The following is a 15,989-nucleotide window of genomic DNA, read 5'->3' as shown; positions in this document are numbered from 1 at the left end:
GATGGTACGCGCGAAGCGCGCCTCGCCCGTAGAGATCACCGAGGCGGTCCTGGATCGGATCGGGAAGAAGAATCCCTCGCTCAACGCCTTCGTCGCGCTCGATGCCGAGGGCGCGAGGGCGGCGGCCCGCGCGGCCGAGGCGGCCGTGATGAAGGGCGAGGGCCTCGGCCCGCTGCACGGCGTGCCTGTCTCCATCAAGGACGTGCAGGCCGTGAAGGGCCTGCCCACGCGGCGCGGCTCCTGTCTGAGCGACGCGACGCCGGCGGCGGAAGATGCCGTGCTCGTGGCGCGGCTGCGCGCGGCCGGTGCCATCATCCTCGGCAAGACCACCGCCACCGAGCACGGCTGGACGGCCGTGAGCAGCAGCCCGCTCACCGGCCACACGCACAATCCGTGGAAGCAGGGGCGCACGGCGGGCGGATCCTCCTCCGGCGCGGCCGCGCTGTGCGGCGCGGGCTGCGGGCCACTGCATCTGGGGACGGATGGCGCGGGCTCCATCCGCCTGCCGGCGCATTTCTGCGGCGTGGTGGGCTTCAAGCCGACCTATGGCCGCGTGCCCTACACCCCGGTGCCGAACAATGGCGGGCTGTCGCATGCCGGGCCGCTCGCGCGCACGGCCGAGGACGCGGCGCTGATGTTCTCCGTCATGGCCGGGCCGTCGCCGCGCGATCACACGTCGCTGCCCGACACCTTTCCGGCCACGATCGCGCCGGGCGGGCTGAAGGGCCTGCGCATCGCCTATAGCCGCGACCTGGGCCATGCCCGCGTCGATCCCGATGTGGCGGCGGTGGTGGAGGCGAGTCTCGCCGCGCTCGTCGCCGCCGGCGCGGTGGTCGAGCAGGTGACGCCGCCCTGGGGCCCGGAGGGTCCCGCGCTGGAGCGCGAGATGTGGGGCGGCGCCTACAAGGCCTTCCTCGCGAAGAGCCCGCAGGAGGAGGCGCGGATGGATCCCGGCCTCGTCGCCTGCACCGAGGCCTTCCGCGGCTACAGCTTCGAGCAGGCGCACGCCGCCATGGGCCGCCGCTTCGCCTATGCGGCCGCGGTGAATTCCTGGTTCTCCGAGGCGGGCTACGACCTGCTGGCGACGCCCTCCGCCTCGGTCGCGGCCTTCGATGTGGGCCGGCAGCTTCCGGAGCATTGGCCGCAGCACGATTGGGACTGGCTGGTCTGGGCCGAGTTCTCCTATCCCTTCGACCTCTCGCATGGCCCGGCGGTCTCCGTGCCTTGCGGGCTGAGCGCCGAGGGGCTGCCGGTGGGCCTGCAACTGGCAGGGCCGCGCTTGGCGGATGCGCTGGTGCTGCGCGCGGCGGCGGGCTTCCTCGCGGCGCAGCCCTTCGAGATCACGCCGGCCCTGTAGGGGCGTGGTCATCGAGACGTCGCGGGCGCGGTCCTGGGCGGAAGGCCGCGCAGCCGGATGCGGTCCTGAGAAGGATCAAATATACCTTTGATATAATTCAAGTTTTTATACATTCCCGGTGCTGATTAAATCGACGCAATCGGTACGAAGTCGTCATATTCCGCTTGCTGTTACGCTTCGACACATTTAAGTGCGAGTCATTCGCATTTGGTGTCCCATGTCCGCATATCTCACCCTGATTCACGACGCGGCCCCGACGGGTGTGCCGGACAGCGTCTGGACGGCGCCTGCGCCCGGAATCCGGCGGGAGGAGATCTCGGGCGAAGGCAGGAGGGAGGGCAGCCTCTCGGTCTTCGTCTGTGCCCGCAACGAGGCGGCGCGGCTGCCGGAATGCCTCGCATGCCTTCGCTTCGCCGACGAGATCGTGGTGCTGCTCGACCGAAGCACCGATGCCTCGGTCGAGATTGCGCATGCCCTGGCCGATCGCGTCATCGAGGGAACCTTCCCGCTGGAAGGGCCGCGCCGTGCCACTGCCCAGGCGGCGTGTACCGGTTCCTGGGTGCTCGAGATCGATGCTGACGAGCTTGTGACGCCGGAGCTGGCACGGGAGATCCGGGCGCTCATCGCCGGCGGGCCTGGGGCGGACTGGTTTCTCCTGCCGCTCGACAACTATGTCGGCGGCCGCTGCGTGCGGCACGGCTGGGGCGGCTCCTTCGGGACCAGCGCCGTCGCGCGGCTCTACCGGCGCGGCAGCAAGGCCTGGGGAATGCAGCAGGTGCATCCCAAGGCGCGCCTTCTCGGCAAGCCCGGTGGCCGGCTGCAAAGCCCGATCCGCCATGAGGTCGACACCGATGTCTCCGACATGCTGCGCCGGCTGGACCGCTACACGCAGCTCAACGCCATGGACCTGCAGAACGGGCGGCGGCGCCATGGGCTGGTCTCGCATGCCTTACGCGGGGCCCGGCGCTTCTGGAAGTGCTACGTCACCCGGCGCGGCTACCGCGAGGGCGACTGGGGCGTGATGATCGCGCTGATGGCGGCCTTCTACCCCATGCTCTCGGAGTTGCGCGCGAGGCTGGAGCCGGCCGCCGCCCCCCTGGCCGAGCCGGCGCCGGCGCCATGCGCGGGCGAAACCATCGCGTGATCGCCTGGTGGCGGCTGGGCCGTGAGCTGGACCGCTGGGCGGCGGCGGGCCGGCGGCCCCGGCTGTGGTGGCGCGACGACGATGCCGGCGATGTCACGCCGGCGCTGGAAGCACTCCTGGGCCTGGCCACGCGCTTCCAGGTGCCGCTGGTGCTGGCCGTCATCCCCGCTTCCGCCGGACTGGATCGGCTGGGCGATGCCCTCGCTTGCCGCTCCGGAATCTTCGTGGCGCAGCACGGCGTCAGCCATGAGAGCCGGCGGCACGCCGGCGAGTGCGACACGGAATTCCGTGCGGACGAGGCCCCCGCTGCGATCGCATCGCGCATCGCGGCGGTCTGGCCGCGTGTCGCGGCGCTGCCGGGTTCGCTGAAGCTCTACGTCCCGCCCTGGAACGACAGCCACCCGGCGCTGCATCTGGCATTGCGGCAGGCGGGCTTCGAGGGCTTTTCGGCCGGCGCGACGTCGGCGCTGACCGGGCTGGGGATGCGGCAGGCGCACGTGCAGGTAGACCTGCTGCGCTGGAAGCCGGCGCCGCGTTTCAAGGGACGCGGCGCCTGCCTTGCGCGGCTGCGCCGGATGCTGGCGCGGCGTCGCCTGGCGGGCGACTGGGCCGGGCCGATCGGCCTGCTCACCCATCACCTCGTCCATGACGCGGCGAGCTGGGCCTTCCTGGAGGAATTGCTCGGCCGGCTGCATGCCGATCGCCGGGTCGAATGGCTCGATCCCGCGCGGGAATTCAGCCGCCCTCGTGCCAGCGCCGCAGCAGCAGATGCGACAGCAGCGTGAGCGCGCCGAAGATGAGGATGCCAAAGCCGGACACCATCACCAGTGCCGCGAACATGCGCGGAATCTGGAGCTGGTAGCCGGCCTCCAGAATGCGTGACGCGAGGCCGGAGGACGATCCGCCCGTGCCCGCCACGAATTCCGCGACGATCGCCCCGATCAGCGACAGCCCGCCCGAGATGCGCAGCCCGGCCAGGAAATAGGGCAGGGCGGAGGGCAGTTGCAGGCGCCGCAGCACCTGCCAGCGGCTCGCGCGATGGAGCCGGAACAGGTCGCGCAGATTCGGGTCCACGCTGTTCAGCCCCTGCGTCGTGTTCGACAACACGGGGAAGAAGGCGACGATCCAGGCGCAGATCAGCAGCGCCAGCCAGAGGTTGTCCGCCCAGACGATGATGAGCGGCGCGATGGCCACGATCGGCGTCACCTGCAGGATGACCGCATAGGGGTAGAGCGACATCTCGATCACGCGCGACTGCGCGAAGAGAATGGCGAGCGCCAGGCCCAGCGTGGCGGCCACGAAGAGCGCGGCGAAGGTGATCTGCATCGTCACCAGCAGCGAGGGCGCGAGCGTGCCCCAGTCGCGCCAGAGCGTCGTGGCGATGAGCAGCGGGCCGGGCAGGAGATAGGGCGGGATCGCGTAATGGCGCACGCCCCATTCCCAGCCGCCCAGCACCAGCAGGCCGAGCAGCAGCGGCGCCATCACGCGCAGCGGCAGGCTCATGCCGCCATCGCCTCGCCCAGCGCGTGCGAGACGGCGCGGCAATGCGCGGCATAGACGGCCGAGGTGCGGAACTCCTCCGTGGTGCGGTCCTGCGCGGGCACACGCAACTCTGCCGCGATGCGGCCCGGGCGGGGCGACAAGACCACGATGCGCTCGGCCAGATAGACACTCTCGAAGGTGGAGTGAGTGACGAAGATCGTGGTGAAGCGCTCCTCCTGCCAGAGCTTCAGCAGGTCGGCGTTGAGGCGGAAGCGGGTGATCTCGTCCAGCGCGGCGAAGGGCTCGTCCATCAGCAGCAGGCGCGGGCGCGTGACCAAAGCGCGCGCGATGGAGACGCGCATGCGCATGCCGCCCGACAGCGCGCGCGGATAGGACTCCTCGAAGCCGGCCAGCTCCATGCGCGCGAGCCATTCCGCCGCGCGCCGCTCGGCCTCGCGGCGCGAAATGCCGGCGAGCTCCAGCGGCAGCGCCACGTTGCGCAGCGCTGAGGCCCAGGGCATCAGCGTGGGCTCCTGGAAGACGAAGCCGATCTCGCCGCGCGCGTCGCGCCCCCAGTCGAGGCGCCCGGCGCTGGGCTCGGTCAGCCCGGCCACCATGCGCAGCAGCGTGGACTTGCCGCAGCCCGAGGGGCCGAGCAGCGCCAGGAAGTCACCCTCGGCGACGTCGAGGGTGACATCCTCGACGGCCGTGACGCCCTTGGGGAAGCGCTTGCAGACGCCCTGGAGCCGAAGGAGATGCGCGCCGCCGCGCGGCCGGCCGGACGCGATCAGAGCCCGGCCCGCTTGTTCACGAAGCGCAGGTCGTAGCCGCGCCTGAAATCCAGCCCGGCCGGATAGACGCCCGCGTCGCGCATCGTGTTGTAGAAGCGCTCCCATCGGGCATCCGTCATTGCGCCCACGCCCAGGGTGGTGGCGTCGCCCGAGACGACGATGCCGGCGCCGTTCATGGCGCGGATGGCATAGGCGATGCGTTCCTCCGTCATGTCCGGATTGTCGCGGATGATGAGGCGGTTCGCGGCCTCGATGTCCTGGGCCTTCATATACTCCGTCCAGCCCTCGATGCTGGCGGTCACGAAGCGCTGCACGACCTCGGCCTTCTGCTCCATCACGCTGCGCTGGATGTCGATGGTGGTCTGGTAGTTCTCGTAGCCGGCATCGGCGATGAGGAAGCTGCGCGGGCTCGCGCCGGCCTGCCGCGCGGAGAGTGGCTCGGACGAGATGAAGCCCTGCTGGATCGCCATGCGGTCCACCAGGAAGGGCTGCAGGTTGAAGGTGTAGGGCCGCACCTGCGCGTCGGTGAATCCGAAGCGCGACTTGAGGAAGGGCCAATAGGTCACCCGCCCGCCCGAGCCCACCAGGATGGGCTTGCCGCGCATGTCCTCGAAGCTCTCGATGCCATTGCCCGCATGGGTCATCAGCACCTGCGGGTCCTTCTGCATCATGGCCGCGATGGTCAGCGCGGGGACGTTCTCGCGCACATAGGTCAGCGCCTGGAAGCCGTTGGACATGATCATGTCCACGCGGCCACTCAGCATGAGCCGCACCGGGTCGAGCTGGGGGCCGCCCTGGCGCAGCTCGCATTCGATGCCGTGCCGGCGGTAGATGCCCGCCGCGACGGCCTGGTAATAGCCGCCCTGCTCGGCCTGGGCGCGCCAGTTGGTGTGGAAGGAGACCCGGTCGAGGCTCTGTGCCACGCCGATGCGGGCGCCGGCCACGACGGCGAGCGCGAGGCCGCCCAAGGCGCGGCGTTCGATCCTGTAGCGGGTGCGCATGGCGGTCTCCCTCGGCGGTCGGCGGATTATGTGGCGCGGGGCGCGCGGGACGCCAGTGTCTATCCGCGTCGGATACCGGGAGGCCGATGGTCGTCCGCCTGCGTATCCGCACCCAGGTTCGCTCAGGCTGCCGCCCGCGCGTCCTGGCGATGGCGCCGGTAGAGGAAGCGCTCCATCTCGGGCACGAAGCGGACCACCTCGAAGCCGGCCTTCTCGAGTACACGCCGTGAGGCCGAGTTTTCCGGATGAGCAAAGGCCCTGACTTCCGGGAGGCGAAGCGCATGGTCGGCGATCGTCAGGCAGGTCGTCATCATCTCGGAGGCATAGCCCCTTCCCCAAGCCGATGGATGGAAGAAGTAGGCGACCTCGACGCCCCAGCCCCGGTCGAAGGGGTCGTCGTAAAGACCGCCCCAGCCCAGGATCTGCCCGCCGGCCTTGGACGCAATGGTCCATGGGGCATAGCCGTCGTGCCGACGGCGCCATTCATGAACGGCGACCTTGCGGCGGCAATCCCGCAGGGACGCGCAGGCGTGGGTGTGGCGCATGGCATGGGCGTCGCCCAAGAATTCGAAGAGCGCCGGAACATCCGACAAGCTCGGGCGGCGCAGGACGAGTCTGGGTGTCTCGATGTCCACGCCGTTGGCCATCCCTTATCGCCCCGTCTCGCGCAGCATGTTGATGATCCCCGAAAAATCCGTGCCCGCGCCGCCGCCCTCGGCGAAGCGCTGGTAGAGCGCGAGCGCCGCCGCCCCGAGCGGTGTGGCCGCGCCCGCCGCCTCGGCCGCCTGCTGCGACAGGCCGAGATCCTTCAGCATCAGCGCGGTGGCGAAGCCCGGCTTGTAGTCGCGATTGGCGGGGCTGCCGGGCACCGGGCCGGGCACCGGGCAATAGGTGGTCAGCGCCCAGCTCTGGCCGGAGGATTTGCTCGCCACCTCGAACAGCGCCTCGTGGCTCAGGCCGAGCTTTTCGGCGAGGGTGAAGGCCTCGCTCGTGCCGATCATGCAGATGGCCAGCAGCATGTTGTTGCAGAGCTTGGCGGCCTGGCCCGCGCCCGCCTCGCCGCAATGGACGATGGTGCGGCCCATGGCCTCCAGGATCGGCTTCGCGCTCGCGAAACTCGCCGCGTCGCCGCCGACCATGAAGGTGAGCGTGCCGGCCTCGGCCCCCATCGTGCCACCCGAGACGGGGGCGTCCAGCATGGGCCGCCCGGCGGCGACGGCGCGGGCGGAATCCACGTCGATGGTCGAGCAGTCGATCAGGACGGCCTGGGGTTCGCAGGCCGCCGCCATGCCGCCGGCCCCAAGCCAGGCGTCGCGCACATGCGCGCCAGCCGGCAGCATCGAGATCACGAAGTCGGCGCCGCGTGCGGCATCGGCGGCGGATTGCGCGCGACCCACGCCGCCCTCGGCGGCGGCGTCCATGGCGGCGGCGCTGAGGTCGTAGCCACGCACCTCATGGCCCTTCTTCGCTAGGTTTCGCGCCATGTGCAGACCCATATTGCCGAGCCCGACGAAACCGATGCGTGCCATGAGCGCCTCCTGTTTTTCTGGGAGGCAAGGCTAGGCCAAGCCTCAGGCCGGAACCACCCCGGGTTGGCCGGCGAGGGTGACGAAGTGGCCCCGGTCCTCGCGCGGCGCGCCGGCCTGCTGGACATAGGGCACGGCGCGGTAGATCGCCTCCAGCCGGTCGGCCCGCGCCACTTGCAGGGTGTAGCCGCGGCGGTTGCTGTGGAACTTCAGATGCGGGTTGAGCGACATGGCGGCCGCCGCCGTGGGCTGGGCCTCGCTGCCATCGCCCTCGCTGGTGATGGAGGTACCGACGAACTCCACCGCGACCACCCGGCCTTCCGGCTGCGCCTGGAGGTCGTTGGCCCAGGCGCGGTGGACGTCGCCCGTCAGGATCACGGCGTTCCGGCCAGCCAGCATGTCGAGCAGCCGCGCGCGGGCCGACGGATAGCCGTCCCAGCTGTCCATGCTGCGGGCGCCGTTCGGGAAGATGCGCGGTGCCACGAAGATCTGCTGGCCGAGCACCTGCCAGCGCGCCTGGCCGCGCGCGAGGCCGTCCCGCAGCCAGGATTCCTGCGCGGCGCCGAGCACCTGGGCCTCGGGTCGCGCCACGGCCTCGCAGGGCAGCACGACGCCGTCGCCGCAGGGCTGGTCGTCGCGGAAGCGGCGCGTGTCGAGCGCGTGGAAATCCAGCGTCCGGCCGAAGCGCAGGCGGCGGAAGGCGGTGATGTCCGTCCCACGCGGCAGGGCGGCGGCGCGGACGGGCGAGTTCTCGTACCAGGCCTGGAAGGCGGCCGCGGCGCGCAGGGCGAAGACCTCCGGCGGGGTGGCGACGGGGAAGCGCCGGCCGCCGTCGCGCTGGCTGATCAGGCTGACCCAGTTGTTCTCGACCTCGTGGTCGTCATAGGTGCAGATGAAGGGATGCGCGGCATGCGCCGCCGCGAGATCGGGGTCGAGCCGGTATTGCGCGTAGCGCGCGCGGTAGTCCTCGAGCGTGGTCGCCTCGCCGCCATGATGCGAGCGAACGGCGGGGCCCCAGCCGCGCCCGCCGACGGGCCGGCCGGCATATTCATAGATGTAGTCGCCGTAGTGGAAGACGAAGTCGATCTCCTCCTCCAGGGCCGCGTGGCGCCAGGCGGTGAAATAGCCGTGCTCGTAATTCTGGCAGCCGGCGTTGAGGAAGCGGACCGGCGCCTCGCTGCCCGCGGCGGGCGCGGTGCGCGTGCGCCCGATGGAGCTGGCGTGGCGCGCTGTGTAGAAGCGGTAGAAATAGGTGCGGCCGGGCTCGAGGCCGGTCAGCTCCACATGGACGGAATGTCCCGCCTCGGGCCGTGCGGTCGCCGTGCCGCGCCGGAGGACACGTGCCATGCGGGAATCTCCCGCGACCTCCCAGGACACCTCGACCGGCGCGGCCTCCATGCCGCCGCCCGTTGCCATCGGATCGGGCGCGAGCCGGGTCCAGATCACCATGCCGTCCGGCCAGGGATCGCCCGAGGCGAGGCCGAGCGTGAAGGGATTGCCCGGCGCCTGCGACCGCGCGCAGGAGGGCTGCAGCACCGCCAGCGCCGAAAGCCCTGTCGCGCCGCGCAGCAGTCCGCGCCGTGCCAGCGCCAGGACCTGCCGCGCGGCGCTATCCACGCGACAGGACCTCGCGCACGACGGAGCGGAATTCGCGCCGGTGCAGTTCCCGCAGCACGACCACCGAGGCCACGATCAGCGCGATGGGATGAACGATCCAGGCCAGCGCGGCCAGTCCGAAATAATAGGCGCGCAGCCCCGAGTTGAAGTGGCGCGCGGCGCGGTTGGCGATCTTGGCGGCGTTCTCGGCCTGCGGGATGAAGCCGTCGCCCAGTCCGATTCCGCCAATCACGATCGAGGTGTAGTTGAACTGCCGCAGCGCCCAGGTCAGCTCGAAGAAGGCGCGGATGAAGATGAGCATCAGGAGTATCACCCGCATCTCCCAGGCCACGTCGCTCTCGGGCGGATCGGCGAAGGGCAGGGCGGAGAGCACCCGGTGGCCGAGGTCCGGCGCGCTCAGCAGCGCCACGAGGCCGGCCAGGATGAAGATGGAGTTGTTGGCGAGGAAGGAGGTGCTCGTCATCAGGTTGTTGATGATCGAGATGTCGCTGATGCGGTTCTCGCGGTCCAGCAGCGCGATCATCCAGCGCCGCCGGTGCTCGTTCATCGAAGCGAGCACCGAGCGGTTATGGATGGACGGGACCCGGTCCACGATGACCGAATATCCCGCCCAGCAGGCGAAGAAGACTGCCAGCGCCACGAGATCGAGCGCTGACAGAACACCCATGGCGTCAGGTCTCCCCGACGCCCCCGGATCAGGCCATCGCCTTCTTGAGGTTCACGTCCAGCGCCGAGAGGAAGGCCTGGGTGGAGAGATAGGCCTGGTCCTTGCCGATGAGGATCGCGAGATCCTTGGTCATCTGGCCGCCTTCGACGGTCGAGATGCAGACCTTCTCCAGCGTCTCGGCGAAGGCCGTCACGTCGGGCGTGTTGTCGAACTTGCCGCGATAGGCGAGGCCGCGCGTCCAGGCGAAGATCGACGCGATCGGGTTCGTGGACGTCTCACGGCCCTTCTGGTGCTCGCGGAAGTGGCGCGTCACCGTGCCGTGGGCGGCCTCGGACTCGACCGTGTTGCCGTCGGGGGAGAGCAGGACCGAGGTCATCAGGCCGAGCGAGCCGAAGCCCTGCGCAACGATGTCGGACTGCACGTCGCCGTCGTAGTTCTTGCAGGCCCAGATATAGCCGCCTTCCCACTTCAGCGCCGAGGCGACCATGTCGTCGATCAGGCGGTCCTCGTAGACGATCCCCAGCTCCTTGTACTTCGCCGCGAACTCGGCGTCGAAGATGGCCTTGAAGATGTCCTTGAAGTTGCCGTCATAGGCCTTGAGGATGGTGTTCTTGTGGCTGAAGTACACCGAGTACTTGCGGGCCAGGCCGTAGTTGAACGACGCGCGGGCGAAGCCCTCGATCGAGGCGTTCAGGTTGTGCTGGCCCATGAACACGCCGGCCCCCTTGAAGGGGAACTCGCCGATTTCCTGCGGCGCGCCGCCCTCGGGCGTGTAGGTCATCTTCACGGTGCCGGCGCCCGGCACCTTCATCTCGACCGCGCGGTAGATGTCGCCATAGGCATGGCGGCCGACCACGATCGGCTTGGACCAGTGCGGCACCAGGCGGGGGACGTTCTGGCAGATGATCGGCTCGCGGAAGATCGTGCCGTCGAGGATGTTGCGGATCGTGCCGTTCGGGCTGCGCCACATCTTCTTGAGGCCGAACTCGGCCACGCGGGCCTCGTCGGGCGTGATCGTCGCGCACTTGATGCCGACGCCGTACTGCTTGGTGGCGTTCGCCGCGTCCACGGTGACCTGATCGTCGGTCTGGTCGCGGTACTCGATGCCCAGATCGTAGTACTTCAGATCGATATCGAGATAGGGATGGATCAGCTTGTCCTTGATGAAGGCCCAGATGATCCGGGTCATCTCGTCGCCGTCCATCTCGACGACGGGGGTCTTCACCTTGATCTTCGCCATACCTGATGCCCTCATGGGCCTCCTGCCCCATGAGGTTCCGGGGGGAGGCCGCTCTTGCTGTTGCGATGCGGGGCGCACATTCGCACCGGCCCTGGGAGCGGGCAAGAGAGGGTGTGCCGGCCAGCACGCGGAAATCCGCGCCGGCGCTCCATGAGCCGCGCGACGATGGCGTCGCGCGCCGCTTTGCGCGATGCTCGCCCCAACAAAGGGCGGGGGGAATATGGGACAGCTCGAAGGCCGCGTGGCCGTGGTCACGGGCGGGGCGCGCGGCATCGGCCTCGCCATCGCGCAACGCCTGATGCGCGACGGCGCGAGGGTGGCCCTGTGGGACAATGACATCGCCCGGGCCAAGGCCGTCGCCGCGCGGATCGGCGCCCATGCCGCCAAGGCCGATGTGACCGACGCCGCCAGCCTCGAGGCCGCGCTGGCGAGCACGCAGGCGGCGCTCGGTCCCTGCGACATCCTGGTCGCCAATGCCGGCATCACCGGGCCGAACGCCCCGCTGGCGGATTATCCCATCGAGGCCTGGCGGCAGGTGATCGAGGTGGACCTGATCGGCGTCTTCCTCTCCTGCCGCTGCGTGGTGCCGGGCATGCGGGCGCGCAATCGGGGCCGCATCGTCAACATCGCCAGCATCGCGGGGAAGGACGGCAACCCCAATGCCTCCGCCTATTCGGCGGCCAAGGCGGGGGTGATCGCGCTCACCAAGTCGCTCGGCAAGGAACTGGCGGATACCGATATCCGGGTGAATTGCCTCACGCCCGCGGCCGTCGAGACCGAGCTCTTCCACCAGATGACCGCCGAACAGATCGCCTGGATGAAATCGAAGATCCCGCTGGGGCGCTTCGGGCTCGTCTCGGAAGTGGCGGAGATGGCCGCCTTCCTTGCCTCGGATGCCGTCAGCTTCACGACCGGCGCGGTCTTCGACTGTTCGGGCGGCCGCGCGGTCTACTGAGGCGGGCGCCGCGGCGGGGTGGCGAAGGCCAGGGCGCGGGGCAGCGCCGTGCCGGGGAAGTTCTGCCGGTACTGCGCCTGCCGCTCGGCGCGCCGCGCGCGATCCGCTTCGAGCGGCGTGGGCGCATGGAGCCGGCGCGGACGCTCGTAGTTCGAACTGGACAGATCCTGTCCGCCGGCGAAGGACGGGGCGGCGGGGAGCCTGGCATTCGGGGATTGCTGGGCCTGGGCGGCCTGGAGGCCGAAGCCCGACATCAGCAATACGGCCCAGGTCAGATGACGTCGCACAGTGGTACCTCTTTCCTCATCGAGGCGCGGGTCGGCCTCGATGGGGAAACGCCGGAACCCGGCGAAAGGCATCACAAAGAATGAAAATTATTTCGACGATGTTTACTTATTGAGGCGTTTCAATCCCGGAACCTGACGAAAGCCGCCTTCCTGCTCCGGGAGCCGGCGCTGGCGGCGAGGACCGCCGCCCTTCCTGCCGGAATCAGGCGGCGGTCCGTCTCCGTGCTCAGACCGCGCTCGACCAGTCGGCCGCGACGAAGCGGTAGCCCGCGCCGTCCTTCACGAAGTAGCCATTTGTCGGGAAGGGGAAGTGGTAGCCCGTCACGCGCATGCGGTCAGTCGCCACGCGGTCGAGCACGCGGCGGCGGGTGGCGGCGGCCATGTCGCCGTCGAAGTCGAAGACGATCTGCCAGTCCGGCCGGGGCGCCATGAGCTCGGGCCGGTTGGTGATGTCGGCCACGTAGAGCAACTGCTCCCCGCCATCGGCGACGTGGAACATCGTGTGCCCGGGCGTATGGCCATAGGCGGCCATGGCGCGGATGCCCGGAACCGCCTCGGCGCCGTCGGCGATCTGGCGGATGCGGCCCTGATAGGGGGCGAAGCGGTTCTTCGTATTGGCGAAGTTGCCGCGCTGGCCCTCGGGGCTGCGCGTGACATTGCCCTCGTCCGTCCACCAGGCCCATTCGGCCGCCGGCACGACGATCTCGGCATTGGGGAAGAGGCGCTGGCCGTCGGCCGAGGCGAGGCCCGAGATATGGTCGCCGTGGAAGTGGCTCATGATGACGGCGACGACGCGGGCCGGGTCGATCCCCGCCGCGCGCATATTGGCGGCGGCCTGGCCGCTGGTGGCCGTGCCCGCCTGGGTGGCGTTGCCGGCATCGAAGGCGACGATGCCCGCCGGCGTGGTCACGAAGGTCATGGTGAAGGGGATGGTCAGCGTGTCGGCCGGCATGAAGTTGCTGGCCAGCACGGCCTGGACCTCGGCGAGCGGCGCGTTGCGCACGAAGCCCTCGACCGGGCGGCGGCCGAAGCCGTCATGCACGGTGGTGACGGTCAGGCCGCCCACCTTGAAGCGGTAGAAGCCCGGCGCCTGGGCTGCGCCGGGAGCGGGCGCCGCGGCCGGCTGGGCGGCCGCGGGACGGATGAAGGAGGGCAGCGCCAGGGCGGCCGCGATCGTGGCCGAGCCGGCGAAAAGCATGCGGCGTTCAGTGGACATGTCGTTTGTCTCCCGTGAACGCCGGAGGTGGGCATTCAGCGGGCGAAGACAACCACAGATTCGAGATGCGGGGACCAGAGAAATTGGTCCACGGGGGTGGCGGCCAGGACCTCGAAGCCGGCCGCGCGCAGGGCGCCCGCGTCGCGCCCAAGAGCGGCGGGGCTGCAGGAGACATAGATGACCCGCTCCAGCTTGCTCCGCGCGATCTGCGCCACCTGTTCGGGCGCGCCGGCGAAGGGCGGATCGAGCACCACGGCGATGTAGTTCTTCAGCTCCAGCGGCAGCAGCGGCTGGCGAACGAGGTCGCGCCGCTCGGCGCGGACGCGCATCTGCGCCGCCCCGGCCCCGGCCTTCATGGCCTCGGCCGCGGGGCCATCGCCCTCGAAGGCCTCGACCAGCACGTGCTTGGAGAGCGGGAAGGAGAGGGTGCCCATGCCGGCGTAAAGGTCCGCCACGCGGGCGCGGGGCGAGCGCTTCTTCGGCAGGCCGGCGATCACGGCCTCGATGATGGCCGCCTCGCCGGGCGCGCTGGCCTGGAGGAAGGCGCCGGGCGGCGGGGTCACCGGCGCGCCGGAGAGCATGTGCCGCACCGGGCGGAGCTGGGCCGCGATCTCCGAGCCGCCCTTGGTCTCCCAGGCGATGCGGGGAAGGTTCTCGGCCTCGGCGAAGGCGGCGAGCAGCCGGCGGTCCGGCATGGTGAGCGCCGCGTCCGTGCGCAGCAGGATGTCGGGCCCGGTATCGAGCATGTTGATGACGGCCGAGCCCAGCCGGCGCAGCGCGTTCAGGCCGCGCAGCGCATCGGCCAGGCGGGGCAGCAGGCCGACGAGGTTGGGCAGCACCACGTGGCATTCGCGCATGGGCACGAGGTTGGTGGTGCCGCGCTCGTGGAAGCCGATCTCGACGCGGCCGTCGGGGTGGCGCTCCAGGCCGAAATCGGCGCGCTGGCGGACGGCGCGCGGCGTGGGCACCATGGGGGCGACCTGGGGATCGTCATAGCCGGCGCGCGAGAGGGCCTCGGCGAGACGGCCGCGTTTCCAGGCGGCGTAGGGGTCTTCGTCCCAATGCTGCAGCGCGCAGCCGCCGCAGATCGTGTAGTGGCGGCAGGGGGGCTCGACGCGCTCGGCGCTCGCTTCCACGACCTCGATCAGCGCGGCGCGCTCCTTGCCGAGGGGGCGTGCCTGGACCAGCTCGCCGGGGAGGGTGAAGGGAATGTGCAGCGGACCGGCAGCAATGCCGTCGCCGCCGGCGCCCAAGCGCTCGATCCGGTATTCGGACATGTGCGGCCTTTATAAGGAGGAGGCGAGGGGCTCGGCCCCTTGCGCTCCCCGCCAGGGCTTTTGGCCCTGGACCCTGAAATGAAGGAAGGTGCAGGAAACGTGTTTCCTGCTGGGGGAGTTCGAGGGGGCAAAGCCCCCTCGAGAGTATCAGCCGAAGGCGTTCAGGCCCGTGATGGCGCGCCCGAGGATCAGCGCATGAACGTCATGCGTGCCCTCATAGGTGTTCACCGTCTCGAGGTTCATGACGTGGCGGATCACGTGGTACTCGTCCACGATGCCGTTGCCGCCATGCATGTCGCGGCTCATGCGGGCGATGTCGAGCGACTTGCCGCAGTTGTTGCGCTTCACGAGGCTGATCATCTCGGGCGCCACCTTGCCCTCGTCGAAGAGCCGGCCCACGCGCAGCACCGCCTGCAGGCCGAGGGTGATCTCGGTCTCCATGTCGGCGAGCTTCTTCTGGATGAGCTGCGTCTGCGCCAGCGGCTTGCCGAACATCTTGCGGTTCATCGTGTAGTCGCGCGCGGCTGCCATGCAGAACTCGGCCGCGCCCAGCGCGCCCCAGGCGATGCCGTAGCGGGCGCGGTTGAGGCAGGAGAAGGGGCCGGCCAGCGAGCGCACGCCGGGCAGGCGGTTCTCATCGGGGACGAAGACGTCGTCCATCATGATCATGCCGGTGACCGAGGCGCGGAGGCTGAACTTGCCCTCGATCTTGGGCGTGGTCAGGCCCTTCATGCCGCGCTCGAGCAGGAAGCCGCCCAGCGTGCCCTCGTCGTCCTTCGCCCAGACCACGCAGACATCGGCGATGGGGGAGTTGGTGATCCAGGTCTTGGAGCCGGAGACCAGCCAGCCGCCATCGACCTTCTTCGCGCGGGTGCGCATGGAATTCGGATCGGAGCCGGCATCGGGCTCGGTCAGGCCGAAGCAGCCGACCCATTCGCCGGTGCGCAGCTTGGGCAGGAACTTCTGCTTCTGCGCCTCGGTCCCATAGGCGTGGATGGGGAACATCACGAGGCTGGACTGCACCGAGAAGGCGGAGCGGTAGCCGCTGTCCACGCGCTCGACTTCCCGCGACATCAGGCCGTAGGCGACGTAGCTCACGCCCGCGCAGCCATAGCCCTCGAGCGTCGCGCCCAGGAAGCCCTGCTCGCCGAAGGCGTTCATGATGGAGCGGTCGAAGGTCTCGTTCCGGTTTGCCATCAGGACGCCGGGCATCAGCTTGTCCTGGCAGAAGTCGCGCGCGGCGTCGCGGATCATCCGCTCGTCCTCGGTCAGCTGCTCGTCCAGCAGGAAGGCGTCGTCCCACATGAAGGGGGGGGCCTTGGTCTTGGTGACGGCGTTCATCATTTCTTTCCTTCGGACTGCAGGGCCTTCGGATAGCAAGCGAGGCGCCGGGTCATTGGGCTGAGCGTCCTATCATGCCACCGTCACC

Annotated in this window: 16 protein-coding genes; 4 read left to right on the top strand and 12 right to left on the bottom strand. The window is 69.7% G+C overall.

The window, feature by feature from the left end:
* The first annotated feature begins 1 nt into the window (after position 1).
* From ACO057_RS01555 to ACO057_RS01545, 3 genes are all read left to right on the top strand, one after another.
* Positions 2 to 1,357: an amidase family protein gene (locus tag ACO057_RS01555; RefSeq protein WP_421988587.1), complete on the top strand. Its 1,356-nt coding sequence runs from the start codon at positions 2 to 4 to the stop codon at positions 1,355 to 1,357.
* A gap of 217 nt (positions 1,358 to 1,574) precedes the next feature.
* A complete protein-coding gene (locus ACO057_RS01550) occupies positions 1,575 to 2,501 on the top strand; it encodes a glycosyltransferase family 2 protein (RefSeq protein ID WP_421988586.1) in 927 nt (308 codons plus the stop codon).
* The gene (locus tag ACO057_RS01545; protein WP_421988585.1) at positions 2,498 to 3,286 is read left to right on the top strand and encodes a hypothetical protein; all 789 of its coding nucleotides are present in this window, start codon (positions 2,498 to 2,500) and stop codon (positions 3,284 to 3,286) included. The genes ACO057_RS01550 and ACO057_RS01545 overlap by 4 nt, the downstream gene beginning before the upstream one ends.
* On the opposite strand, the gene ACO057_RS01540 is transcribed toward ACO057_RS01545, so the two are convergent.
* The 8 genes from ACO057_RS01540 to ACO057_RS01505 all read right to left on the bottom strand — a co-directional run bounded on the left by ACO057_RS01540 (position 3,237) and on the right by ACO057_RS01505 (position 10,825).
* Positions 3,237 to 4,004 carry an ABC transporter permease gene (locus ACO057_RS01540; protein WP_421988584.1) on the bottom strand — a complete coding sequence of 256 codons (768 nt, stop codon included), beginning with the start codon at positions 4,002 to 4,004 and terminating at the stop codon, positions 3,237 to 3,239. The genes ACO057_RS01545 and ACO057_RS01540 overlap by 50 nt on opposite strands.
* Positions 4,001 to 4,879, bottom strand: a complete 879-nt coding sequence (locus ACO057_RS01535; RefSeq protein WP_421988583.1) for an ABC transporter ATP-binding protein — start codon at positions 4,877 to 4,879, stop codon at positions 4,001 to 4,003. The genes ACO057_RS01540 and ACO057_RS01535 overlap by 4 nt, the downstream gene beginning before the upstream one ends.
* Positions 4,771 to 5,775 carry an ABC transporter substrate-binding protein gene (locus ACO057_RS01530; RefSeq protein ID WP_421988582.1) on the bottom strand — a complete coding sequence of 335 codons (1,005 nt, stop codon included), beginning with the start codon at positions 5,773 to 5,775 and terminating at the stop codon, positions 4,771 to 4,773. The genes ACO057_RS01535 and ACO057_RS01530 overlap by 109 nt, the downstream gene beginning before the upstream one ends.
* 122 nt (positions 5,776 to 5,897) lie before the next feature.
* Positions 5,898 to 6,422 (bottom strand): GNAT family N-acetyltransferase, encoded by a 525-nt coding sequence (locus tag ACO057_RS01525; protein ID WP_421988581.1) that lies wholly within the window; start codon positions 6,420 to 6,422, stop codon positions 5,898 to 5,900.
* 3 nt (positions 6,423 to 6,425) lie between these two features.
* Positions 6,426 to 7,304: a 3-hydroxyisobutyrate dehydrogenase gene (mmsB, locus tag ACO057_RS01520; RefSeq protein ID WP_421988580.1), complete on the bottom strand. Its 879-nt coding sequence runs from the start codon at positions 7,302 to 7,304 to the stop codon at positions 6,426 to 6,428.
* A 42-nt stretch (positions 7,305 to 7,346) separates the two neighbouring features.
* Entirely contained in the window at positions 7,347 to 8,918 is a 1,572-nt protein-coding gene (locus ACO057_RS01515) for an alkaline phosphatase D family protein (RefSeq protein WP_421988579.1), read from the bottom strand.
* On the bottom strand, positions 8,911 to 9,585 hold the full coding sequence (locus ACO057_RS01510) for a DUF599 domain-containing protein (RefSeq protein WP_421988578.1): 675 nt from the start codon (positions 9,583 to 9,585) through the stop codon (positions 8,911 to 8,913). The genes ACO057_RS01515 and ACO057_RS01510 overlap by 8 nt, the downstream gene beginning before the upstream one ends.
* Before the next feature lie 28 nt (positions 9,586 to 9,613).
* Positions 9,614 to 10,825, bottom strand: a complete 1,212-nt coding sequence (locus ACO057_RS01505; protein WP_421988598.1) for an NADP-dependent isocitrate dehydrogenase — start codon at positions 10,823 to 10,825, stop codon at positions 9,614 to 9,616.
* Positions 10,826 to 11,045: 220 nt separating this feature from the next.
* Here ACO057_RS01505 and ACO057_RS01500 point away from each other — a divergent pair, with 220 nt between their 5' ends.
* Positions 11,046 to 11,780 carry an SDR family NAD(P)-dependent oxidoreductase gene (locus ACO057_RS01500; RefSeq protein WP_421988577.1) on the top strand — a complete coding sequence of 245 codons (735 nt, stop codon included), beginning with the start codon at positions 11,046 to 11,048 and terminating at the stop codon, positions 11,778 to 11,780.
* Here the strand turns inward: ACO057_RS01500 and ACO057_RS01495 are convergent.
* The 4 genes from ACO057_RS01495 to ACO057_RS01480 all read right to left on the bottom strand — a co-directional run bounded on the left by ACO057_RS01495 (position 11,774) and on the right by ACO057_RS01480 (position 15,901).
* Positions 11,774 to 12,067, bottom strand: a complete 294-nt coding sequence (locus ACO057_RS01495; RefSeq protein WP_421988576.1) for a hypothetical protein — start codon at positions 12,065 to 12,067, stop codon at positions 11,774 to 11,776. The two genes, ACO057_RS01500 and ACO057_RS01495, sit on opposite strands and share 7 nt — an antisense overlap.
* Before the next feature lie 226 nt (positions 12,068 to 12,293).
* Complete coding sequence (locus ACO057_RS01490; RefSeq protein WP_421988575.1) at positions 12,294 to 13,283, bottom strand: MBL fold metallo-hydrolase; 990 nt, start codon at positions 13,281 to 13,283, stop codon at positions 12,294 to 12,296.
* A gap of 35 nt (positions 13,284 to 13,318) precedes the next feature.
* Positions 13,319 to 14,560 carry a class I SAM-dependent RNA methyltransferase gene (locus ACO057_RS01485; protein ID WP_421988574.1) on the bottom strand — a complete coding sequence of 414 codons (1,242 nt, stop codon included), beginning with the start codon at positions 14,558 to 14,560 and terminating at the stop codon, positions 13,319 to 13,321.
* Positions 14,561 to 14,707: 147 nt separating this feature from the next.
* Positions 14,708 to 15,901: an acyl-CoA dehydrogenase gene (locus ACO057_RS01480; protein WP_421988573.1), complete on the bottom strand. Its 1,194-nt coding sequence runs from the start codon at positions 15,899 to 15,901 to the stop codon at positions 14,708 to 14,710.
* Positions 15,902 to 15,989: the final 88 nt, after the last annotated feature.

This window comes from Roseococcus sp., from assembly GCF_965227005.1.
Lineage (GTDB): Bacteria > Pseudomonadota > Alphaproteobacteria > Acetobacterales > Acetobacteraceae > Roseococcus.
The sequence above is the reverse complement of the archived record's forward strand: the minus strand, read 5'-3'. Positions and strand labels throughout refer to the sequence as shown.